This is a genomic window from Roseovarius sp. D22-M7, from assembly GCF_037083785.1.
In the GTDB taxonomy this organism is placed as follows: Bacteria; Pseudomonadota; Alphaproteobacteria; order Rhodobacterales; family Rhodobacteraceae; genus Roseovarius.
Map to the genome: position 1 here is coordinate 1 of NZ_JBAPKY010000028.1, position 19,593 is coordinate 19,593.

21 protein-coding genes and 1 riboswitch are annotated in these 19,593 nt (G+C 67.1%); of the genes, 11 read left to right on the forward strand and 10 right to left on the reverse strand.

Annotated features, from left to right (window positions below; genetic code table 11):
- Window positions 1-138 precede the first annotated feature (138 nt).
- On the forward strand, window positions 139-1,308 hold the full coding sequence (locus V8324_RS13045; RefSeq protein WP_336420368.1) for a hypothetical protein: 1,170 nt from the start codon (window positions 139-141) through the stop codon (window positions 1,306-1,308).
- A 257-nt stretch (window positions 1,309-1,565) separates the two neighbouring features.
- Here the strand turns inward: V8324_RS13045 and V8324_RS13050 are convergent, their stop codons facing one another.
- On the reverse strand, window positions 1,566-2,333 hold the full coding sequence (locus V8324_RS13050) for a hypothetical protein (RefSeq protein ID WP_336420369.1): 768 nt from the start codon (window positions 2,331-2,333) through the stop codon (window positions 1,566-1,568).
- 131 nt (window positions 2,334-2,464) lie between these two features.
- Here V8324_RS13050 and V8324_RS13055 point away from each other — a divergent pair, with 131 nt between their 5' ends.
- A complete protein-coding gene (locus V8324_RS13055) occupies window positions 2,465-3,886 on the forward strand; it encodes a metal-dependent hydrolase family protein (protein WP_336420370.1) in 1,422 nt (473 codons plus the stop codon).
- 12 nt (window positions 3,887-3,898) lie between these two features.
- Here the strand turns inward: V8324_RS13055 and V8324_RS13060 are convergent, their stop codons facing one another.
- The 3 genes from V8324_RS13060 to V8324_RS13070 form a co-directional block, all read right to left on the reverse strand.
- The gene (locus V8324_RS13060; RefSeq protein WP_336420371.1) at window positions 3,899-4,438 is read right to left on the reverse strand and encodes an adenine phosphoribosyltransferase; all 540 of its coding nucleotides are present in this window, start codon (window positions 4,436-4,438) and stop codon (window positions 3,899-3,901) included.
- A 57-nt stretch (window positions 4,439-4,495) separates the two neighbouring features.
- The gene (locus V8324_RS13065) at window positions 4,496-5,371 is read right to left on the reverse strand and encodes an S-methyl-5'-thioadenosine phosphorylase (protein WP_336420372.1); all 876 of its coding nucleotides are present in this window, start codon (window positions 5,369-5,371) and stop codon (window positions 4,496-4,498) included.
- Window positions 5,372-5,470: 99 nt separating this feature from the next.
- A complete protein-coding gene (locus V8324_RS13070; RefSeq protein WP_336420373.1) occupies window positions 5,471-6,856 on the reverse strand; it encodes a diguanylate cyclase in 1,386 nt (461 codons plus the stop codon).
- Between the two features lie 93 nt (window positions 6,857-6,949).
- On the opposite strand from V8324_RS13070, the gene V8324_RS13075 reads away from it, so the two are divergent.
- The 6 genes from V8324_RS13075 (at window position 6,950) to V8324_RS13100 (ending at window position 12,558) form a co-directional block, all read left to right on the forward strand.
- Window positions 6,950-7,228, forward strand: a complete 279-nt coding sequence (locus V8324_RS13075) for a DUF3572 domain-containing protein (RefSeq protein ID WP_336420374.1) — start codon at window positions 6,950-6,952, stop codon at window positions 7,226-7,228.
- The gene (locus tag V8324_RS13080; protein WP_336420375.1) at window positions 7,225-7,917 is read left to right on the forward strand and encodes an HAD family hydrolase; all 693 of its coding nucleotides are present in this window, start codon (window positions 7,225-7,227) and stop codon (window positions 7,915-7,917) included. Before V8324_RS13075 ends, V8324_RS13080 begins: the two co-directional genes overlap by 4 nt.
- Window positions 7,914-8,798 carry a DMT family transporter gene (locus tag V8324_RS13085; RefSeq protein WP_336420376.1) on the forward strand — a complete coding sequence of 295 codons (885 nt, stop codon included), beginning with the start codon at window positions 7,914-7,916 and terminating at the stop codon, window positions 8,796-8,798. The genes V8324_RS13080 and V8324_RS13085 overlap by 4 nt, the downstream gene beginning before the upstream one ends.
- Window positions 8,799-8,972: 174 nt before the next feature.
- Window positions 8,973-9,362, forward strand: a complete 390-nt coding sequence (locus tag V8324_RS13090) for an STAS/SEC14 domain-containing protein (protein WP_336420377.1) — start codon at window positions 8,973-8,975, stop codon at window positions 9,360-9,362.
- Window positions 9,363-10,416: 1,054 nt separating this feature from the next.
- Window positions 10,417-11,991 (forward strand): trimethylamine methyltransferase family protein, encoded by a 1,575-nt coding sequence (locus V8324_RS13095; RefSeq protein WP_336420378.1) that lies wholly within the window; start codon window positions 10,417-10,419, stop codon window positions 11,989-11,991.
- A 144-nt stretch (window positions 11,992-12,135) separates the two neighbouring features.
- Window positions 12,136-12,558 carry a hypothetical protein gene (locus tag V8324_RS13100; protein WP_336420379.1) on the forward strand — a complete coding sequence of 141 codons (423 nt, stop codon included), beginning with the start codon at window positions 12,136-12,138 and terminating at the stop codon, window positions 12,556-12,558.
- Window positions 12,559-12,662: 104 nt separating this feature from the next.
- Here V8324_RS13100 and V8324_RS13105 read toward each other — a convergent pair whose 3' ends face one another.
- The 4 genes from V8324_RS13105 to V8324_RS13120 form a co-directional block, all read right to left on the reverse strand.
- Complete coding sequence (locus tag V8324_RS13105) at window positions 12,663-13,385, reverse strand: NYN domain-containing protein (protein ID WP_336420380.1); 723 nt, start codon at window positions 13,383-13,385, stop codon at window positions 12,663-12,665.
- A gap of 112 nt (window positions 13,386-13,497) precedes the next feature.
- Window positions 13,498-14,265 carry an ABC transporter permease gene (locus tag V8324_RS13110; RefSeq protein WP_336420381.1) on the reverse strand — a complete coding sequence of 256 codons (768 nt, stop codon included), beginning with the start codon at window positions 14,263-14,265 and terminating at the stop codon, window positions 13,498-13,500.
- Window positions 14,265-14,918 (reverse strand): TenA family protein, encoded by a 654-nt coding sequence (locus tag V8324_RS13115; RefSeq protein WP_336420382.1) that lies wholly within the window; start codon window positions 14,916-14,918, stop codon window positions 14,265-14,267. Before V8324_RS13115 ends, V8324_RS13110 begins: the two co-directional genes overlap by 1 nt.
- A 3-nt stretch (window positions 14,919-14,921) precedes the next feature.
- A complete protein-coding gene (locus V8324_RS13120; protein ID WP_336420383.1) occupies window positions 14,922-15,659 on the reverse strand; it encodes an ABC transporter ATP-binding protein in 738 nt (245 codons plus the stop codon).
- 51 nt (window positions 15,660-15,710) lie between these two features.
- Window positions 15,711-15,814: riboswitch (TPP riboswitch) on the reverse strand.
- 112 nt (window positions 15,815-15,926) lie between these two features.
- Here V8324_RS13120 and V8324_RS13125 point away from each other — a divergent pair.
- The 3 genes from V8324_RS13125 (at window position 15,927) to V8324_RS13135 (ending at window position 18,301) form a co-directional block, all read left to right on the forward strand.
- Window positions 15,927-16,529 carry a heme NO-binding domain-containing protein gene (locus V8324_RS13125; RefSeq protein WP_336420384.1) on the forward strand — a complete coding sequence of 201 codons (603 nt, stop codon included), beginning with the start codon at window positions 15,927-15,929 and terminating at the stop codon, window positions 16,527-16,529.
- Complete coding sequence (locus V8324_RS13130; RefSeq protein WP_336420385.1) at window positions 16,526-17,545, forward strand: diguanylate cyclase domain-containing protein; 1,020 nt, start codon at window positions 16,526-16,528, stop codon at window positions 17,543-17,545. The genes V8324_RS13125 and V8324_RS13130 overlap by 4 nt, the downstream gene beginning before the upstream one ends.
- A 75-nt stretch (window positions 17,546-17,620) precedes the next feature.
- On the forward strand, window positions 17,621-18,301 hold the full coding sequence (locus V8324_RS13135; RefSeq protein WP_336420386.1) for a transglycosylase SLT domain-containing protein: 681 nt from the start codon (window positions 17,621-17,623) through the stop codon (window positions 18,299-18,301).
- A 12-nt stretch (window positions 18,302-18,313) separates the two neighbouring features.
- Here V8324_RS13135 and V8324_RS13140 read toward each other — a convergent pair whose 3' ends face one another.
- Window positions 18,314-18,865 (reverse strand): pseudouridine synthase, encoded by a 552-nt coding sequence (locus tag V8324_RS13140; RefSeq protein ID WP_336420387.1) that lies wholly within the window; start codon window positions 18,863-18,865, stop codon window positions 18,314-18,316.
- Window positions 18,866-18,902: 37 nt separating this feature from the next.
- Window positions 18,903-19,505 (reverse strand): rhodanese-like domain-containing protein, encoded by a 603-nt coding sequence (locus V8324_RS13145; RefSeq protein ID WP_336420388.1) that lies wholly within the window; start codon window positions 19,503-19,505, stop codon window positions 18,903-18,905.
- Window positions 19,506-19,593: the final 88 nt, after the last annotated feature.

Below are 19,593 nucleotides of genomic sequence, written 5' to 3' on the forward strand. Positions count from 1 at the left end.
GTCGCCATAATGCGCAAGCTCTTGGAGACCGCCAACGCGCTGGTCAAAGCTGACCGCATCGGGGTCGATAAAACCCCTTGCGCATGACGGATACTTGTCTCTGCCCGGCACGGGTTGGTCACGGATCCGCTGACGCGCGTGCTGCGTCGCGGCGATGGCGACGTCTGGACGCCTTGGATCGAAGTCGAGGAGACCGCGGAAATCGCGCCGCAACTGGTCCGGGACGTGGAGCCGGAGCGCCGCCGGCTGCGGCTGTCGCCGGTCGGCCTGCTGGCATCAGCGGTGCCGGACCTGCTCTTCGCGCTCGACCGCCAAGAGCCTGATCGACCGTGGGAGAGCCGCCGGATCAGCGGGCGCCGCACGGCGCGCTTCCGCTTTCCGCTGGATACCGGGGCGGACCTGATGGCCATGGCCGATGGCGCGTTCCTCGGCCGGGTGCGGCTCGCCGGCGGCGAGGCGGTCGAGATCGGTGCCGAGCCGACCTTCTGGCGGCTGGCGGACACGGGGGAGGCCACGGTCGAGGCGCTGGCCTATGCGGGAAACGCCGCCTTGCGGACGCGCGACCCGCATATCTGGGTCTTGGTCGAAGAGGGCAAGACGCCCACCTGCACTGAAACTCTTGTTGCTGAACCTGATGGTTCGGTCCCGGGCGGGGCGATCTGGCGGCTGTCGGGCCGGGGACGCGTTCTGGTCGCGGGCGGCAATGCGCGGATCGAGACCGGGGCTGAGGAAGATGCCCGCGAGGAGATCCACGCAAGCGGGTCCCTAGAGTATCGCGTTCTCGACAAGCGTGGCACGCAAGTGCGTCGCGGCGTGCCGGCGATCCTGCACCGGCATCCCGGACGCGGCTTCCGGCAACTGGCCGGAGAGGGATTACGTCACCAGGTTCCGGGCAGCCACGTATGGCATGCCGGATCACCCTCGGAGACGACGATGGGCCGCGTCATCTTTGCTGTCCGCGAGGGCGCCGGGGTCGGAGCACGCGTCACTGTGAACATGGTGCCCGCCCTGTTCTCGGTGCGGGAGGTGACACGCGGGGACGATCCGCACAGGCGGATCCGCTTCGATGGCGTGCCGCAGGGATGGGTCTTTCGTGTTGCATCGGACAAGCCGCAGTGGCCTGACACCGACGGCGTCGTGGAGGCGCAGCTCGCGGCATCCGCGGAGGAACGAGCGCGCTTGCCCCTCACGCTCGCCGGCCCCAACGGGGCGCCGCCCTTGACCTGGGTCCTGGACCTGCCGCGTCCACCTGAGGGTTTCTTAGTGCCAGTTCATCTGGCTGATTACGCTGAGTGTCGGGCCCCATAAGAAACTAAAAATCGCCACCAGAGATCGTTGTTCAGGATGAATTAGTTCAAGGAAGTCGGACGGGTGACCCAAAAACCTATCTGGACCGCGCGAAACGCACCGAAGGCGCGGCGCGATCGCCGGGCCGCCCCCCTTTCCCCGGTGCGGCGATTTAGCTTTCGCCTGCGCAAAGCCTCGGGGTTTTTGCGGGTTTGGCGGACATGATGCGCCTAGCGCGAGCGTCGGATCGCCGCATCGCTGCCCGCCGCCTGCGCGCGTCAGAAGCTCAGGCGGGTGCCGAGGAGAAAGCCGCTGGTGTCGGTGTTCGAGCGGGCGCTGCCATTGGTGATGTCGAGCTTCTCGTGGCGGTAGCCGGCCGAGATCGCCACGCTATCGGAGATGTGGTAATCGAGCGTTGCCGAGAGCTGCCAGGTGCTGTCGACGCTTGACGTCCCACCGCCGAGATCGCCGTAGCCGGTCAACGAGACACGGTCGCTGAGCGCAACGCGGCCGCGCAGCGCGAGGATCGGCGCGGAATAGGTAATGTCGTCATCGCCGCGCAGGATGGTGGTGTCGTTGACCTTCGCCCGGATACCGATGTCGTTCTCCCCGGCGCGGATGCCCGCCAGAAGATCGAGCGAGGCCGTGGGGCGATCCACCGCACGCCAGCCGGCGGCGAGGGTGCCCTGCAGGATCTCGGCCTCGCCCCGGAGGCTGGCGCGTTGCCCCAGCACTGTGCGGCGCACCGTGTCCGACAGCGAGATGTAGTAGAGATCACCCATCAGGATGAACCGGTCGCGCCGGGCCGAGCCGGTGACGAAGAGGCCTGCATCAAGATTGTCGAGTATGTCGCCGAAGGACAGCGAGCTTTCGAAGCTGGGACCGCGGCGCAACGGCCTGATCGTGCCGTCGACGCCGGCCGCCCAGACATAAGGGCTGACCTCGAACTGCCAGCCCTGCAATCCTTGCGCGCGGGGCTGGCTGGGCCCGAGCGCTGCGGCGCCCACCACCGAGATAGCCAGAATGGCCGAGACCGAAACTTTCATGATCGGGTCCTGTGTATATTCCCGCGTGAACTGTTGCTAATCTTTAAAAAGTTTTGCTGATTCGAGGAAACAATATGTGCATTATTTGCGAAAATGAATCAGGGGTTTCGGGCGCGGAACATTCACACGCTATGGATGCTTGCAAATGCGGCGCGCCGGAGACGCTGCGCGCCTATGCGCGGATCGAGGCCGATCTGAGCCGGCGCGAGATGCTGGGCGGGGCCGCCGCCGTCACCGCGATGTTCGCCGGATTCAACATGGCCCCCGACAGCGCCCGCGCGCAAGGCGGCAGTGGTGCAAAACCGGTCCTGCTGACCAACCTGCGGCTCTTCGACGGACGCGCGTCGGTGCTGCGCGAGGATGTCGATATCCTGGTTACGGGTGATCGCATCACCGCCCTGCCGGCGCGCGGCACGGGCCCCGAGGAGTCGCAACGCGTCGATTGCGGCGGGCGCGCGGTCACCCCCGGGCTGATCGACGCGCATTGGCATTCCACCCTGTGCGGTATCGGCGAGATGGCGGCGATGACCGCCGACCCAGCCTATGTGCACCTCGTGGCCGCGCAGGCCGCCGGCGATACGCTGCAGCGCGGCTTCACCACCGTGCGCGACGTGGGTGGGCCGGCCTTTGCCCTGAAGCGCGCGATCGACGAGGGCCGGGTCGCTGGGCCGCGCGTGTTTCCCTCCGGCGCGATGATCTCGCAGACCTCGGGGCATGGCGATTTCCGGATGATCCACGAATTGCCGCGCACCTCGCAGAACCCGTTGAGCCATGCCGAGGCGATGGGCGCATCGGCTATCGCCGATGGCGAGGACGCGGTGCTGACGCGTGCCCGCGAGCAGTTGATGAAGGGGGCGAGCCAGCTCAAGCTCATGGCGGGTGGTGGGGTGTCGTCGCTTTACGACCCGCTGGAGGCGCCGCAATATTTCGAGCGCGAGCTGCGCGTGGCGGTGGAGGCGGCCGCCGATTGGGGCACCTATGTCTGCGTGCATGTCTATTCCACCGAAGGCGTGCGCCGGGCGATCCGTGCCGGGGTGAAATGCATCGAGCACGGGCAGCTTGTGGATGAGGACACGGTGCAGATGATGGCCGACGAGGGTGTGGCGTGGAGCCTGCAACCCTTCCTTTACGACCAGGACGCCAATCCAAAGCCGCTGGAATCGCAGCGCCTGCAGCAGCAGATGATCGCCGAAGGGTCGCGCCGAGCCTATGAATGGGCCGACAAGCACGGCGTGCTGACGGGGTTCGGCACCGACATCCTGTTCAACCCTGCCGGGCTGCCGCGTCACGGCGCGCAACTGGCCAAGCTGACGCAGTTTCACGCGCCGCTGGACGCGCTGCGGCAGGCGACCGGCGCGGCGTCGGAAATCCTGGCGATGTCGGGCGAGCGCGCGCCCTATGCCGGTGCGGTCGGCGTGATCGAGGAGGGGGCGATGGCCGATCTGCTGGTGATCGACGGCGATCCCGAGGCCAGCCTCGATTTCCTGATCGAGCCCGAGACCAGCCTGCGGGCGATCATGAAGGGCGGGGCCTTCGCGCGCAACACGCTCTAGCCGCGGCCCCGTTCAGTCGCCCTCGTAGGCGCAGAGGGTGTGCACGTCCATGCCGAGATCCGTCAGCCTTGCATTGCCGCCGAGGTCGGGCAGGTCGACGATGAAGGCGCAGCCGACGGTCTGCGCGCCCAGACGGTCGAGCAGCCGGATGCCCGCCGCCGCCGTGCCGCCGGTTGCCAGAAGGTCATCGACCAGCAGCACGCGCTCGCCTGCCTCGATGGCGTCGTGGTGGATCTCTACGACCGCGTCGCCGTATTCGAGTTGATACGCCTCGGAGATCACCGCGCCGGGCAGCTTGCCCTTCTTGCGGATCGGCACGAAGCCCACCGAAAGCTGATGCGCGATCGCCCCGCCGAGGATGAATCCCCGCGCCTCTAGCCCTGCGACCTTGTCGATGGGCCGGCCGGCATAGGGGTGCAGCATCTGGTCGATGGCGATGCGAAAGCCGCGCGGATCGGCGAAAAGCGTGGTGACGTCGCGAAAGAGGATCCCCTCGCGCGGGAAATCGACGATGGTTCGGATGTAATCCTTGACGGATCTGGTGTCTGGCATGGCGCGGCTCCGGCGGTTACGGACACTGTGTGGCCCACGGCGTGCGCGGGTGCAAGCTTATCCGAGCACGCGCCCCGCCACCGCGTCGAGCTTTGCCACGAGGGAGGGATCGCGTTTCTCGGGTGCGGTCAGCAGCGCGAAGTCGAGCGCGCGGTCGCAGCCATGCGGGCAGGACTCGCGGTCGGGACCAAGAAGCGCGGGCAGGCCGCGGACCAGCGCGCGGCCCTTGTCGGCATTGGCGGTCAGGGTGGCGATGATGTCGCTGATATCGACCTCGCCATGCTGCGGGTGCCAGCTGTCGAAATCGGTGATCATCGCGACGCAGGCATAGCACAGCTCCGCCTCGCGGGCGAGCTTGGCCTCGGGCATTCCGGTCATGCCGATCACGTCGCAGCCCCAGACCTCGCGGTAGAGCAACGATTCTGCCAGGGTCGAGAATTGCGGGCCTTCCATGGCAAGGTACGTGCCGCCCTCGTGCACGGTGATGCCGGCGGCGCGCGCGGCGGTGGCGCAGGCGTCCGAGAGGCGCGGGCAGGTGGGATGCGCGACGCTGACATGGCCGACGCAGCCGGTGCCGAAGAAGGATTTGTCGCGCGCGATGGTGCGGTCGATGAACTGGTCGACCAGCACGAAATCGCCCGGCGCGCGATCCTCGCGGAACGACCCGCACGCCGAGACAGAGATCACGTCGGTCACGCCAAGGCGTTTCAGCGCGTCGATATTGGCGCGGTAGGGCACCGTCGCGGGGGCATGGACATGGCCGCGCCCGTGCCGCGGCAGGAAGGCCATCGGCACCCTGTCGAGGGTGCCGGTCAGGATCTCGTCCGAGGGCGGGCCCCACGGGGTCTCGACCGCGCCCCACGCGGCGCCCTCCAGCCCGTCTATCTCGTAAAGCCCCGAACCGCCGATCACCCCGATCATGGTCCTTGTCATCGCTTGCCTGCCCCTCGCGGTTGCCTGTGCGCCGGCCCAAGAGATACGTCGGATCGGGGAAAAAGGAAATGCCGGATGGCGGGCGGGGGCGGGGCGGCGTCAGGCGGCCGAGCGGGCGCAGAAGCTGGCCTGGTTGCGGCCCTGCGCCTTGGCGAGGTAAAGCGCGCGGTCCGCCTCGTCGAGCAGATCTTCGACGGTGGGGGCGGGCGTGCCGGGCGTGGGCCCGGCGATGGTCACGCCGATCGAGATGGTGATGCGCAGCGGCGCGGCGATGCCCGGCACCGTGACGCCGGTCTCGCGGACCATGTCGCACAGCCGCTGGGCCACGTCCTGCGCGCGCTCGCGCGGCGTGTCGGGCAGCACGACCAGGAATTCCTCGCCGCCGATCCGGGCGAGCATGTCGGTCTCGCGCAGGTTTCTGCGCAGGCAAGTGCTGATGCTCCGCAGGACCGCGTCGCCCGCCGCGTGGCCGTGAGTGTCATTGATCCGTTTGAAGAAATCGAAATCCACCAGCATCACCGCGACATCGCCGCCGGTGCCCTGCGCCAGCGCAAGCTGGTTCTGCAGGAAGGGCAGCGCGTGCCGGCGGTTGTAGACCCCGGTCAGCGGGTCGAGGCAGGCTGCCTGCAGCCCCGACAGAAGATGCGCGCGCAGACCTTCGTTGCGGCGTTTGCGCCCGAGATGGTTGTCGATGCGCAGCAGGACCTCGCGCGGGTCGGGCGGGCCGGTGATGACGTCGTCGGCGCCCATGTCAAGAAGCGTGACGGCGAGCGGACTGGCCTCGGCGTCGAGCAGCGCGATCACCGGGCTGTCGCGGGTCGGGCGCGCCGCCTTGAGATCTGCGAGCAGGCGCAGCCCGTCCTCGGCCTGGCTGAGGTTGATGCGCAGCATGTAGATGTCGGCGGGCCGGCGCGGCGTGCGGTCCTCTATCGTCAGCGCCTCGAAGGCGTGGGGCCCGTGCGCCGCGAGTGTGCCTCGCATGTTGATCGCGTCGGCGCGGCTGGCCGCGATGATGGCGATCCGGCCGGGCGGTGCGAAGCCGGCCTGCGCATCGGCGAAACCGGGGCCGTGGCTGTCGATGGGGGCGTGGTGGATGGCCAGTTCCGGGTCGGTGTGGCGCTGTCGTAACAGGTTGCGTAGCCGCGCCAGCAGCAGGGATTCCGAGACCGGCCTGCTAAGGATATCGTCGACCCCGGCGCGCAAGGCGTCGGCGCGGTCCTCGGCCGAGGTGCCGGTCTGGAGCATCAGGATCGGGGTCGCCGCGGCACCGTCGATGCGGCGCAAGGCGGAGATGAAGCTGCCCACGTCCTGGCCCGACAGGCGGGTGCTCGACAGGATCAGGTCGGGCCGCTCGCTGGCGGCAAGGCGCAGCGCGTCGTCCGCGCTTGCGGCCTGTACCACCTCGTAAGGGGTTGCCGACAGCTTCACCTTCAGGACGATCCTGTTGGTTGCCAGCTCGTCTACGATCAGAATTTTCCCGGACATGGGCTTGACGCCTTTCCGACTTGCCCTTTGCATTTGATTAACTATCCATGGGAGTGGTTAAGAAAGTCTTTCGCGAAATTGATCAGGGTCAAGATGCAGCAAGATTCCGCCGAAACGATCGCCTTGCAGGCGCTGGGCTGGCTGGCCGCGAATGACGATCTGTTGCCGGTTTTCCTTGGCGCGACAGGGGCTTCCGAGGCCGATCTGCGCGCGCGGGCCGCCGAGCCGGAATTCCTCGGCTCGGTGCTGGATTTCCTGATGATGGACGACGCGTGGGTGGTGGCGTTCTGCGAGGGACAGGGCCTGGCCTTCGACATCCCTATGATGGCGCGCGCGGCGCTGCCCGGCGGGGCGCAGGTGAACTGGACATGAGGCGCACGGGCGCGGTCCTGTTCGACAAGGACGGCACACTGTTCGACTTTCACGCCACATGGAGCGTCTGGGCGCATGAGGTGATCCTCGATCTGGCCGGTGGCGACGCGGGCCTGATGGCGCGGCTGGCCGATGCAGCGCATTACGATCTCTACGCGCGGCGCTTCCTGCCGTCGAGTCCGATCGTGGCGGGCACCAACCGCGAGGCCGCCGAATGTTTCGCCAGCGCCCTGCCGGGGGTTGCCGTCGAGGAGATCGAGATCCAACTTATGCACCGCGCAGCACAGGCCCCGCTGACCCCCGCCGTGCCGCTGGTCCCCTATCTCGACGGGCTGTCGGTACGCGGGCTGCGCCTCGGCGTGGTGACCAACGACACGGAATCCGGGGCGCGCGCACATTTGGACAGCACCGGGATTCTGGCGCATTTCGATTTCGTCGCAGGCTTCAATTCCGGCCACGGGGCCAAGCCCGCGCCGGGCCCCCTTCTGGCCTTCGCGCGGGCCGTGGCGGTGGATCCTGCGCGCGTTGTCATGGTGGGCGACAGCGCACATGACCTGATCGCCGGGCGCGCCGCGGGGATGCGCTGCGTTGGCGTGCTTACCGGCACCGCCTTGCGCGGCGACCTGGCGCCGCTGGCCGATATCGTCCTGCCCGATATCGGGCATCTGCCCGACTGGCTGGACGCATGACGCGGCATCCGCTGTTCGGCCTGGGGCTGGCGACATTTGCCGCGCTGGTGCTGACGCCGGATGCGCTGTTCATGCGGCTGTCGGGCATGGGCGGCTACCAGATGGTCGGCTGGCGCGGCCTGATGATGGGGGCGGTTCTGGTCACGCTCTGGGCGGTGCTGGCAAGGAACCGCGGGCGCGATCTGGCGTTCCTCGGCACCGGGTTCGGGCTGACCATCGTCGCCTGCCAATATGTCAACGCGACGCTGTTCAGCCTTGGGATCGCGCATGCGCCGGTGACGGTGATGCTGCTTGCGGTGGCCACGGTGCCGGTCTTCGCCGCGCTTTTCGCGCGGGTCATCATCGGCGAGCCGACGCGGCGATCCACGTGGATCACCATCCTCGCGGTGCTGTGCGGCATCGCGCTGGCGGTGCTGGGCGGGCGCGGCGACCTCGCGCTCAGTTCTGACGCGCTGTGGGGGGCGCTCGCGGGGCTGGGCGTGGCGATGGTTCTGGCGCTCAACTTCGTCATCCTGCGGGCGCGGCCGGACCTGCCCATTGCGCTGCTGATCGGGGTGGGCGCGGCGCTGGCTGGGGTGACCGGCGTGGCGATCACCGGGCCCGGGCAGATGGCCCAGGGTGCTGTCTGGGCGATCGCCATCACCGGGCTGGTGATCCTGCCGGTCTCGTTCTTCTCGCTGTCGCTCGCCTCGCGCTACACGCATGCGTCGAATGTCAGCCTGCTGCTGCTGCTGGAGACGGTCCTCGGCCCGCTCTGGGTCTGGCTCGGCGTGGGCGAGCGACCGACCCCGATGATGCTGGCCGGCGGGGTGATCGTGGTGGGCAGCCTGGCCTTGTACCTGTGGCATACCGGGCGGCGCCGCATGGTGCGCGCGGTCTGAGCGCGGGTGCGCCCATCACGAAGACGCGCGGGCAGGGATCGGGACGTTTCGGCACGGTTGCCCGTGCCGGCGCTGATCGTTTTGGCCGAACACAAGGGTGCAAACTGATCCGGATCAATGCCCGAGCGGGCAGCACCTGCGACACTGCGTCAGTATCGAAAGGAGGATCTGCTCATGCTGACAATCACCAAACCTGCGGAGAACCGTGTCGATATAGAGTTGAGCGGCCGCGTCGACGCGGAGGCCATGTCTACAGCGCTGGACGACCTCATCGCCAAATCGGACGACGTGACGAAGGGCCGGATGCTTTACAAGATACCCGAGTTCGCGATGCCGACACTCGGGGCGATCGGTGTCGAGCTGGCCAGGATGCCAAAGCTTTTCGGACTGCTGGGGAAGTTCGATCGATGCGCGGTTCTGAGCGACGCGAGTTGGATCCGAAATGCCGCGGAAGTCGAAGGGGCCCTCTTCCCGGGCATAGAGATAAAGAGTTTCGAGCTTGCCGAGACCGCCGCAGCCGAGGCTTGGCTTGCAGAGGGCGCGACGGGCGCGGTGGAGACATGATGAAGCGGAAAAACGCCGCGCGGTGAGCAAGGTCGATGCGCCGCGACGGTTTACCCGCCTCTGAGCCAACGAAAAAGACGACATGCGTCGCAAACCGGCATTTGCCTGTCCCGGGCGCGGTGTTCCCTTGGTCCTTGGAGCAGAAAGGCTCGACGCCGAGGACGACGCAGGGGCATAAGCGGGCGCGACAGAGTCGCGACGCATGCGTTTCGACCAAACTTGAAACAGTTTGATCCGTAAGGCCGATAACAACCGATATTTCTGGCCTGTGATTCCGAGCGCGTGCTATGATTTGAGATCATGTACGCGTTAACCATTGATTCGGTGACTTTGAGAAATCCAGAAATTGGAGTTTTTTCAAATGATTACCCTAGAATCCAAAGCGGTCGTCGTCAATGATAGCAGATCGAATATGTATCTGAATATGGACGCGAATGTAGATGTCTACCCGACGGACTCCATCGGTTATATCATCAATCGGGTGGCAACACACATCCCCATGTATAACCTTGTCATCAATTGCCACGCCAGTCCTGCTTCACTTCAGGTTGGGGTGGGGCTGCGGTCTCACCAAACCGCGTTGTTCAGTCGGCTTCGAGGCGGGGTAAGAAAGATTTGGCTGTATGCTTGCTCTCCCGCTCATGGGCGGGACGGAATGGATTTCTGCGCCTCTATTGCAACAGCCGCTCAATGTTACGTGCTCGCATCTTCAGCGGTCCAGTGGGAAAGTGCGGCCGAAATGCGCGGGCTTCCGCGGAACTCACTGGATACTTTTGAGGGCAAACTCATGAGTTTTGATCCACGTGGTCAGGTAAACTGGTCGCGAACGTATCCTGCAGGCGCCGCAAATCCCTCTTGATGCACGGCGCAGACACTCGCAAAAATACCGCCGATACCCCCTCCCAAAACGCGTGAGTCAAACCGCGTCGTGTACCTCTCCGGCAAGAACCATACGTTTCTGAAGCCGACAAAAACGACGCGTTTCGTCGCAAACTGGCATTTTGGACGCTCGGCCCCGGTGTTCTCTGGACGTAGCAGACCGAGAGGGCACGCCATGGCCGAGGATCTCAAGCGCAGGAAACGCATCGGCGGGCGCGCCGGGGGGGCCGCGCGGCGCGGCCATGCGGCGATCGCGCAGATGCCGTGGAACCCGCCCGTCAACACCGACCGCCCGACCGAGCCCTTGGGACCCGACGGCGTCGCCGCAATCCATGACGGCGCGATGCGCATCCTCGAGGAGATCGGCGTGGCGTTCCTGAACCCAGCGGCGGTCGCGATCCTGCGCGACAGCGGCGGTTGCGAGATCGACGGCGCGATGGTCCGCATGGGGCGTGATTTCGTGCTCGAGATGGTGGCAAAGGCCCCCGCAAGCTGGACCATCACCCCGCGCAACCCCGCGCATCGGATCACCATCGGTGCCGGTCATCTGAATTTCGGAAATGTCTCTTCGCCGCCGAGCTACTGGGACATGAAGATCGGGCGCAAGGTCACCGGCACCCGCGCGATGTGCCGCGATCTGCTCAAGCTGAGCCAGTATTTCAACTGCATCCATTTCGTCGGCGGTTATCCGGTCGAGCCGCAGGACGTGCATGCGAGCATCCGCCATCTCGACGTGCTGCACGACAAGCTGACGCTGACCGACAAGGTGGCGCATGCCTATTGCCTTGGGCCCGACCGCGTCGAGGACGTGATGGAGATGGTGCGCATCGCTGCGGGCCTGAGCCATGCGGAGTTCGAGGCGACGCCGCGGATGTACACCAACATCAACTCGACCTCGCCGCTCAAGCATGATTTTCCCATGCTCGATGGCTGGATGCGCATGGCGCGGCGGGGGCAGGGTCTGGTGGTGACGCCCTTCACCCTTGCGGGCGCGATGGCGCCGGTGACGATGGCCGGCGCGGTGGCGCAAAGCGTGGCCGAGGCGCTGTGCGCCGTGGTGCTGGCGCAGGTGATCCGGCCCGGTGCGCCGGTGGCGATCGGGACGTTCACCTCGAATGTCGACATGCGCTCTGGCGCGCCGGCCTTCGGGACGCCGGAATACATGCGCGCCACGCAGATGACCGGACAGATGGCGCGCTTCTACGGGCTGCCGCTGAGGGCAAGCGGCGTGTGCGCGGCCAACGTGCCCGACGGGCAGGCGGTGTGGGAGACCTCCAACAGCCTGTGGTCGGCGGTGCAATCGGGCGCCAGCATGATCTATCACGCCGCCGGCTGGCTCGAGGGCGGGCTGATCGCCTCCCCTGAGAAATTCGTCATGGATTGCGAGATATTGCAGCATATCCAGCGCTACATGGACCCCATGTTGACCGCCACCGGCCCCGACGAGATCGCCGTCGACGCGGTGCGCGCGGTGATGGATCAGGGCGACGGGCAGGGCCATTTCTTCGGCATCCAGCACACCCAGGACCGCTACAGCACCGCGTTCTATGCGCCGTTCCTGAGCGACTGGCGCAATCACGAGGCGTGGGAGGCCGCCGGCGGAGTCTGGACCCCGGCGCGCGCGCATCAGGTCTTCCAGGATATCCTCGCAGATTTCGAGGCGCCGCCGATGGAGGAGAGTATCCGCGACGAACTGGCCGATTTCGTTGCCCGCCGCAAGGCCGAAGGAGGCGCGGCCACGGATTTCTAGAACCCGGTGGGCGCTCGGCTGGCATGTGCGCGTCAGGCGCAGGCTTATGTCAGGACACGCGATCCCGACATTCAGGACACGCCCAAGGCATGCCATGATTGGCGTCGGGACGATGTTGGCCCCATTGCTGAGGAGGCAATCTCGATGAAGTCACGTGTCCTGCCGGTTCTGGCCGGTTTCCTGATCTCCGCCGCCCCCGCGCTCGCCGATTCGGCGGGGCTTTATTGTGCCTATGGCGGGAACAGCTTCCTGATCGCACGGCAAGCGGGCACTAATGCCGTAGATCTGCGGATATCGAGCTGGCAAGGGATGCACCATTGCGGCGTGCAAGGCACGGCGACGGCCGCGCCGGACGGCTCGCTGCTGGAGGCCCGGGGCTGCATGCTTCGATTGCGCGAGGAGAGCGGCGCGATCATGCTGGAAGCATCGCCCCACGAGGCCTGCGCGCAGTTCTGTGGGGCGCGTGCACGGTTGAACGGGCTGAGCTTTCCGCAGTCCAGCCGGATAACCGCCCGTGCCGACCCTGCGCTGTTCGCGCGCGATCTCGGAGAACTCGATCCCTGTTGAGAGGGGCTGTGTCTTGCGTCGCGGCAGCTCTCTGTGAGTGCATTGCGCCCTGCCTGTCATCGAAGGTCAGGCTTGTACGCGAGACAGCTCGGATGATCCGCGCATTATGTCGCGGTGGTGGAGAATGCTGCCGGCCTGTAGCGCACCTTGGCGTTCGGACCCTTGGGGTCGAGCGCGAAGAAATCGGGACGGTTGGCGAGATACTTGCGCCAGGTCTTGTCCGGCATGTCGCTGATCTTGACCCCGTGAAGCTTAAACATGCGGCTGGAGAGCACCGTGATTTCCAGCCCGGTCGAATCCTTGCAGTTCGACCGGATCACGTTGCGGATCGTCTGATCGAGGTCCGAGATCGGCGGGGCAGGCGGCGTCGGCGCATGCGCCGGATCGGCGGGCGGCGCGTCCGTATCGATCACGTGAAACGTCGAACAGGCCGCGCGAAAGCGCTCGGTCGTTTTCGCCTCTCCCGCGCCGATCACCGTGAGGCCGTAACCGCGCAGGCGGGTGGCGAGATGGGTGAAATCCTGATCGGAACTGATGAGCAGAACCGCCTCGCATTGTTCCGACAGCGCCCGCTCCATCGCGTCGAGGCAGATCAGCATGTCGGCGGCATTCTTGCCGCTGCCGGAATGGATCAGGTGGACTCCCGGCAGGTCGTCCCAACCGGGCAGGTTGCAGGCATTTCCATAGGCGCGCACGAGGTCGGGCGAACCGTGCCGGTTGGCAAGCGCGAGGATGATCCCGGCTTTCCTTGCGGGGATGTTGTCGGCGTCGATAAAGACCGAGAGGCGCAGAGGGGTCGCGAAACGGGTTGGGGGCAGGGTGCTCATCCTGAGAGGATACGCCTCGAATTCGGATCGATTTCGGGCGAGAGGCGATCTTTTTCATGGCGTTCGAGCGAAACGGCACGGTCTGACACGGTTCCTTCAACCCGGAAGACGCTCATCCGGCCGACTTGCCGTCCAGCCAGCGGCGGCAGGCGCGGTCGACGCCCATGTGCAGGCAAAGCGTGAAGATCGCCAGCACGATGAGGGCCGCGAACATCAAATCGATTTTTGCTCGCCCATTGGCCAGAAGCATGAGATAGCCCAGCCCTTTCGAGGCCCCCACCCATTCGCCGATGATCGCCCCGATGGGGGCATAGACCGCCGCCAGCCGCAGCCCGGTGGCGAAACCGGGAAGTGCGGCGGGCACGCGGATATGCCACATCAGCCGCGCCGCGTTGGCGCCCATGATCCGCCCCAGATCGAGCCAGTGCTGTGGCGTGCGCATCAGCGCGTCGAAGAAGGCCGAGGTGACCGGGAAATAGATGATCAAGAGCGCCATGGCGATCTTCGACCAGAGGCCGTAGCCAAGCCACAGCGTCAGCAATGGCGCCAGCGCGAAGACCGGGATCGCCTGGGAAAACACCATCATCGGGCGCAGCAGCCGGCGCGCCACTGGCGAGGCCGCCAGCCCGATCGCCGACACGCCCCCAAGGATCGCGCCGAGGGCCAGTCCGATCACCACCTCGGCGATGGTGATGCCCGCATGCTCGAGGATCAGCGCGCGGCTGGACCAGAGGGTTTCGGCGACACGCGCCGGCCCCGGCAGGATGAAGGGCGGCAGCGCCGTCAGCGTCACCAGCGCCTGCCAGAGCGCCAGCGCCAAAGCGGTTGAGCCGAGGATGGTGAACGCGCGGTTCAGGTGAGGGCCAACGGACCGCGTCATCAATTCGGGTAGCCCGCGAGCGCGGCATCGAAAAACGCGTGTTCGAGCCGCGTGGTCTCGATGAACGTGGCCTCGACGGCGCGCTTCTCGGGCTCCGACAGCGCGGGCCACGCGCGGTCGAGCTGATCGCGCAGATGCGCCACCACACCCTCGAAGCCCGCGCCGCTGTGCAGGCTGATCCATTCCCCGAACCAGAAGGGCAGGCCGTCGGCCTTGTCGGCATGCGGCGTGGCCCAGTCGAGATAGGACCATTCGGCCACCACCAGCACCGCCAGCATCTGGGCGTAACTGTCCGAGCGCGTCGCGCGGTGCATGATGTCCTGAAGCTCTGCCGTCACGGGATGCGCGGGCGCGGGCCGCGCGGGATCGCCGCCAAGCGCCGCGATGGCGCGCAGGAAATAGGTGTTTTCCGGCCCGCAGATCAGCCCGAGGAATTGCGCGCCGGGGACCGCCTCGGGCAGCGACGGCGCGCGCGCGACGGCCGAGGCCAGAAGCCGCACGAAGCCGTCGAGAAAGAGGTGATCCTGCTCGAGATAGGCCAGCATGCGATCCTCTGGCAGGGTGCCCGCCGCCAACTGATCGGTGAAGGCGTGGCGCGTGGCCGCCTGCCAGTCCTCTGTGCAAAGCGATTTGAGGTGATCGGTGGGGCGCATCGTCTACTCCTCGTATGCGGGGGCGCGCAGGCGCGAGAGCAGCCGGCCTTGCGCGGTCAGCGTGTCGGGATCGTCCACGGGGCGCGGCACGGTGCCGGGGGGCGGGGTGACGTCCTCCAGCCCCGCCTCGGTCAGGATCTGGATGGCGTGACCCATGCGCGCCGCCTCTGCGGGGTCATGCGTGACCATCAGCACCGTGCGCCCCGCCAGATGCTCGGCCGCGAGGTCCTGCATCTGGGTGCGCGTGCGCGCGTCGAGCGCCGAGAACGGCTCGTCGAGCAGGATCACGGGTCGGTCCTCCATCAGCGTGCGGGCAAGTGCCACGCGCTGTTTCTGCCCGCCGGACAGGGCATGCGGACGCTTGTGCGCGTGATCGTCCAGCCCGACGCGGCCCAGCATGGTCATCGCGCGCCTCCGGTCGCGCCGCTCGCCGCGCAGCCGTGCACCCAGCGTGACATTGCCCAGCACGTCGAGCCACGGCATCAGCAGATCGCCCTGCGCCATCAGCGCCATGCGCCCGGCCAGCGGCCGCCTGTCCGAGGCCGAGATCGTGCCGGTGAAATCGGTGACGTCGTCGACACCGGCCAAAAGCCGGAGCAGGGTGGTCTTGCCCACCCCCGAGGGCCCCAGAAGGCAGGTTATGCGGCCGGCGGCCACCGTCAGGCGCAATGGTCCGAAGATGTGCAGCCCGCCGATCCGAGCAGTGCCATCAAGCATCAGCGCGGGCGAATCTGGGCGCATGGTGCGGCCTTTCATCGGGCGGCCCGGCCGGCGCAAAGGGGGAAAGGCGCGCGGTGCGCGGTCTCCGTTCCCTACGCCGGTGCGAGCCGGATCAGGTTCGGTGGGTTGGCGTCAACGCCTCTCAGCCCCGGCACGGGGCACCCCAACGGATGCCATCATCGTAGCGGTGCCGTGGATCGAAGGCAAGCGGCGCCGGGCGGGATCGGGTTCAGCGATTCTTAAGGCTTGGCTGCGATGCTGCGGACGAGTCGAACGGGAGAGAAGGGCATGCACGGGTTGATCAACCGCGCGATCGAGCGATTCGCTCGCGACAGCTACGGCGACGCGCTGTGGCGGGACGTGATCGGGCGGCTCGGTCTCGGCTATGACACGTTCGAGCCGATGATGCGCTACGATGCGGAGGTCACGCAACAGCTGCTGGCGGCGCTGGGTACGCGGCTCGACCGGTCGCGCGATGATCTTCTGGAGGATATCGGGACCTATCTCGTGTCGCATCGCGCGGTCGAGCCGATCCGCCGCCTGTTGCGGTTCAGCGGTGTCGATTTCGTCGATTTCCTGCACGCGCTCGAGGATCTGCCGGACCGGGCGCGGCTGGCGGTGGACGAACTCGACCTGCCGTCGCTGACCCTGCATGGCCATGGTGCGGGCCTCTATCGGCTGGAGGTGGGACGAGGCGCGCCCGGCGAGCTGCGATTCGGCCACGTGATGATGGGGATCCTGCGGGCGATGGCGGACGATTACGGTGCGCTGGTGGTGCTGGACCATCGCGGCGCGACCGCCACGCACGAGATGATCGAGGTGCAGCTTCTGGACGCGCGTTTCGCCAGCGGGCGGGAGTTCGATCTGGGCGCTGGGCGGTCGGCGGGATGATGGAGGACGCCGACAGGATGCGCGAGGTGCTGGACACGCTGGCCCCGATGCACGCCGTGCTCGGGCCCACGGGGCATGTCGTGCAGGCCGGTCCGACGCTGCGCAAGGTGATGCGGGACCGCGATCCGGTCGGTGCGCGGTTCCTCGAGATCTTCGAGATGGCGCGCCCGAACATGGTTGCCGGCATGGCCGATCTGCGCGCGCTCGCGGGCCGGCGGTTGCGCCTGCGGCTGCGCGCCGGATCGCGCCACGCGCTGAAGGGCTTGCTGGTGCCCCTGTCGGTGCAGGGCGGGCCCGGGGCGCTGGTCAACCTGTCCTTCGGGATCTCGGTGGTCGATGCGGTGCGCGATTTCGGGCTGACCGGACTCGATTTCGCGCCGACCGACCTGACCACCGAGATGCTGTACCTCGTCGAGGCGAAGTCGGCGGCGATGGCCGAATCGCATCAATTGAACCTGCGGCTGGAAGATGCGCGCATCGCGGCGCATGAGCAGGCCCTGACCGACACGCTGACGGGGCTGAAGAATCGCCGCGCGCTCGATCACCTGTTGGAACGGCAGCAGCAGGCCGGACAGCCATTCGCGCTGCTGCATCTCGATCTGGATCATTTCAAGGAGGTCAACGATGCGCATGGCCACGCGATGGGCGATCACGTGTTGCAGGAAGCGGCGCGGCGCATGCTGGCGCAGGTGCGCGCCGGGGACGTGATCGCGCGGGTCGGCGGGGACGAGTTCGTTTTCGTGCTGCCGGGCGCGGAAATGGCCCCTGGGGTCGCCAATGCCGCCGCGCGGCTGATCGCGGGTCTCGAGGCGCCGATAACCTGCGACGGGCAGGTCTGCCATATCTCGGCCAGTATCGGCGCGACGCTGAGTTGTTACTACAAGGTGCCCGATATCGCGCATATGATGGCGGATGCCGACCGCGCGCTTTACACCGCCAAGGCCGCCGGGCGCGGGTGTCACGTCCTTCATGATCCCGACCGCAGCGCCGGCCATGTCCTGCGCGGCGCCGGATGAGCCGTGCCGAGAGGGCCGGGACGTGCCGGCGCGAACGGCATTGCCAAAGCCGCGGGCTTTGGGCAAGCTGACCCGATGAAATGGATGGTGGTTCTTGTCGTGCTGGCGTGCATGCCCGGTCACGGCCTCGCGCGTGACGGGCAAGCGCAAGCGGCGCGAAACGGTGTCGAGCCGGTGCAATCGGTGCCGCGCGACGGTGGGCTGCCGCCGGTGCGCTGGGCGCATCGCGAGCGCGCCGCGCTCTGGACGCGCAGCGCGCTCGACGCGCTGCGGGGGCATGGTGCGGCGCTGGTTACGGATGTGCCACGCGACATCGCGGCGTGGTGCCCGGGCTATACGCAGGCGGGACAGCGGGGCCGGCGCGCCTTCTGGGTCGGGTTCCTGTCGGCGCTGGCCAAGCATGAAAGCACGTACCGCGCGCAGGCCGTTGGCGGCGGCGGGCGGTATTTCGGCCTTTTGCAGATCGCGCCGGCCACCGCGCGCGGCTATGAATGCCGCGCCACGAGCGGCGAGGCGCTGCGCTACGGGCCCGACAACCTGTCCTGCGCGATCCGCATCATGGCGCATACCGTGACGCGCGACGGCGTGGTGTCGGCGGGGATGCGCGGCGTGGCCGCGGATTGGGGGCCGCTGCACAGCAAATCGAAGCGGCGCGACATGCAGGACTGGCTGCGCGAGCAGAGATATTGCAGGCAATTGCCGGCGACGCGCCCGCGCGCGCGTCCCGCAGGCGAGCGGCAGGTGCAGGGCGGCTAAAGTACAGGGCGGCTAAAGCTTGGCGTCGCGCCACGTGCCGGGGGCCAGCCCGTCGAGCGACCAGTCCCCCGCCCGCCAGCGCACCAGCCGCAGCGTGGGATGGCCGACATGCGAGGTCATCCGCCGCACCTGCCGGTTGCGCCCTTCGGAAATCACGATTTCCAGCCAGCAATCGGCCACCGATTTGCGCTCTCGCACGGGCGGATCGCGCGGCCAGAGGTCCGGCGCGTCGATGCGCCGCACGCGGGCGGGCCGGGTCGGGCCGTCCTTCAGCCGGACGCCGGCGCGCAACGCGTCGAGCGCGGCGGCGTCCGGCACGCGTTCGACCTGCACCAGATAGGTCTTTTCGGTCTTGAAGCGCGGCTGCGCCAGCTGCGCCTGCAGGCGCCCGTCATCGGTCAGCAGCAACAGCCCCTCGCTGTCGCGATCGAGCCGCCCGGCGGGGTAGACGCCGGGCATGTCGATGTAATCCGAGAGCGTCGCGCGGGGGCTGTCGGCATTGCCGGGATCGGTGAATTGCGACAGCACGCCGAAGGGCTTGTTGAAGAGGATGAGGCGGGCCATGCCCCTTGATGGCGCAGGCCCAGCCGCGCCGCAAGTCTCAGTGGTGCCCGGGCCAGAGGCCTTCGCGGATCTTGTAGGTCCAGGGCAGACCGGCATTGCGCCAGCCATTGACGTCGCGCGTGCCCGCGTCGTTCTTGTCGCCCTCGAAGCCGTCGACCATGCTGTAGAGCGTCGCGTCGACTCCGGCTTTGGTCAGAGCGTCGACCGCCGAGGCACTGCGCGAGCCCGAGCGGCAAATGACCACGAGCGTATCTATGCCCTTTGCGGCGTCACTGGCCAGCCATGCGGTCACCTCGCCCGAAAAATCCGGGTATTCCAGCATCTTGTAGACGCCCTCTTCCGCGTTGAAGGCGAGATCGGGATCGACGATCTTGAACGGGATATTGGCCGCGGTCGGTGTCGGGTAGCCGATCAGCATCGTCTCGGAGGGCGAACGGACATCGAGCAGGGCGACATTGTCGTTTTCTGACAGGACACGCCCCGATTCGGCGGCGGTGATGTAGAGACCGGGATCCGTCAGCTTGCTGTCGGGCAGGCTGTCGGCCGCCACGGGCTGTGCGAGATCAAGCGCCGCGGCCTGACCGGCCAGCGGCGCGAGTGCGAGCATAAAAGCTAGAAGCGTCGGGGCGATACGGGTCATGGGAACTCCCTTCCATTATATATTCCACGATTGGAATATGATGATCGGGAGATAGATCGCAACCCGCTTGCGCGCATTGATCTGCGTC

Bases quoted from the DNA above. Each gene is read 5' to 3' on its own strand.
- V8324_RS13050 (WP_336420369.1), bottom strand. From the start codon at position 2,333: ATGAAAGTTTCGGTCTCGGCCATTCTGGCTATCTCGGTGGTGGGCGCC.
- V8324_RS13055 (WP_336420370.1), top strand. From the start codon at position 2,465: ATGGATGCTTGCAAATGCGGCGCGCCGGAGACGCTGCGCGCCTATGCG.
- V8324_RS13060 (WP_336420371.1), bottom strand. From the start codon at position 4,438: ATGCCAGACACCAGATCCGTCAAGGATTACATCCGAACCATCGTCGAT.
- V8324_RS13065 (WP_336420372.1), bottom strand. From the start codon at position 5,371: ATGACAAGGACCATGATCGGGGTGATCGGCGGTTCGGGGCTTTACGAG.
- V8324_RS13070 (WP_336420373.1), bottom strand. From the start codon at position 6,856: ATGTCCGGGAAAATTCTGATCGTAGACGAGCTGGCAACCAACAGGATC.
- V8324_RS13075 (WP_336420374.1), top strand. From the start codon at position 6,950: ATGCAGCAAGATTCCGCCGAAACGATCGCCTTGCAGGCGCTGGGCTGG.
- V8324_RS13080 (WP_336420375.1), top strand. From the start codon at position 7,225: ATGAGGCGCACGGGCGCGGTCCTGTTCGACAAGGACGGCACACTGTTC.
- V8324_RS13085 (WP_336420376.1), top strand. From the start codon at position 7,914: ATGACGCGGCATCCGCTGTTCGGCCTGGGGCTGGCGACATTTGCCGCG.
- V8324_RS13090 (WP_336420377.1), top strand. From the start codon at position 8,973: ATGCTGACAATCACCAAACCTGCGGAGAACCGTGTCGATATAGAGTTG.
- V8324_RS13095 (WP_336420378.1), top strand. From the start codon at position 10,417: ATGGCCGAGGATCTCAAGCGCAGGAAACGCATCGGCGGGCGCGCCGGG.
- V8324_RS13100 (WP_336420379.1), top strand. From the start codon at position 12,136: ATGAAGTCACGTGTCCTGCCGGTTCTGGCCGGTTTCCTGATCTCCGCC.
- V8324_RS13105 (WP_336420380.1), bottom strand. From the start codon at position 13,385: ATGAGCACCCTGCCCCCAACCCGTTTCGCGACCCCTCTGCGCCTCTCG.
- V8324_RS13110 (WP_336420381.1), bottom strand. From the start codon at position 14,265: ATGACGCGGTCCGTTGGCCCTCACCTGAACCGCGCGTTCACCATCCTC.
- V8324_RS13115 (WP_336420382.1), bottom strand. From the start codon at position 14,918: ATGCGCCCCACCGATCACCTCAAATCGCTTTGCACAGAGGACTGGCAG.
- V8324_RS13120 (WP_336420383.1), bottom strand. From the start codon at position 15,659: ATGCGCCCAGATTCGCCCGCGCTGATGCTTGATGGCACTGCTCGGATC.
- V8324_RS13125 (WP_336420384.1), top strand. From the start codon at position 15,927: ATGCACGGGTTGATCAACCGCGCGATCGAGCGATTCGCTCGCGACAGC.
- V8324_RS13130 (WP_336420385.1), top strand. From the start codon at position 16,526: ATGATGGAGGACGCCGACAGGATGCGCGAGGTGCTGGACACGCTGGCC.
- V8324_RS13135 (WP_336420386.1), top strand. From the start codon at position 17,621: ATGAAATGGATGGTGGTTCTTGTCGTGCTGGCGTGCATGCCCGGTCAC.
- V8324_RS13140 (WP_336420387.1), bottom strand. From the start codon at position 18,865: ATGGCCCGCCTCATCCTCTTCAACAAGCCCTTCGGCGTGCTGTCGCAA.
- V8324_RS13145 (WP_336420388.1), bottom strand. From the start codon at position 19,505: ATGACCCGTATCGCCCCGACGCTTCTAGCTTTTATGCTCGCACTCGCG.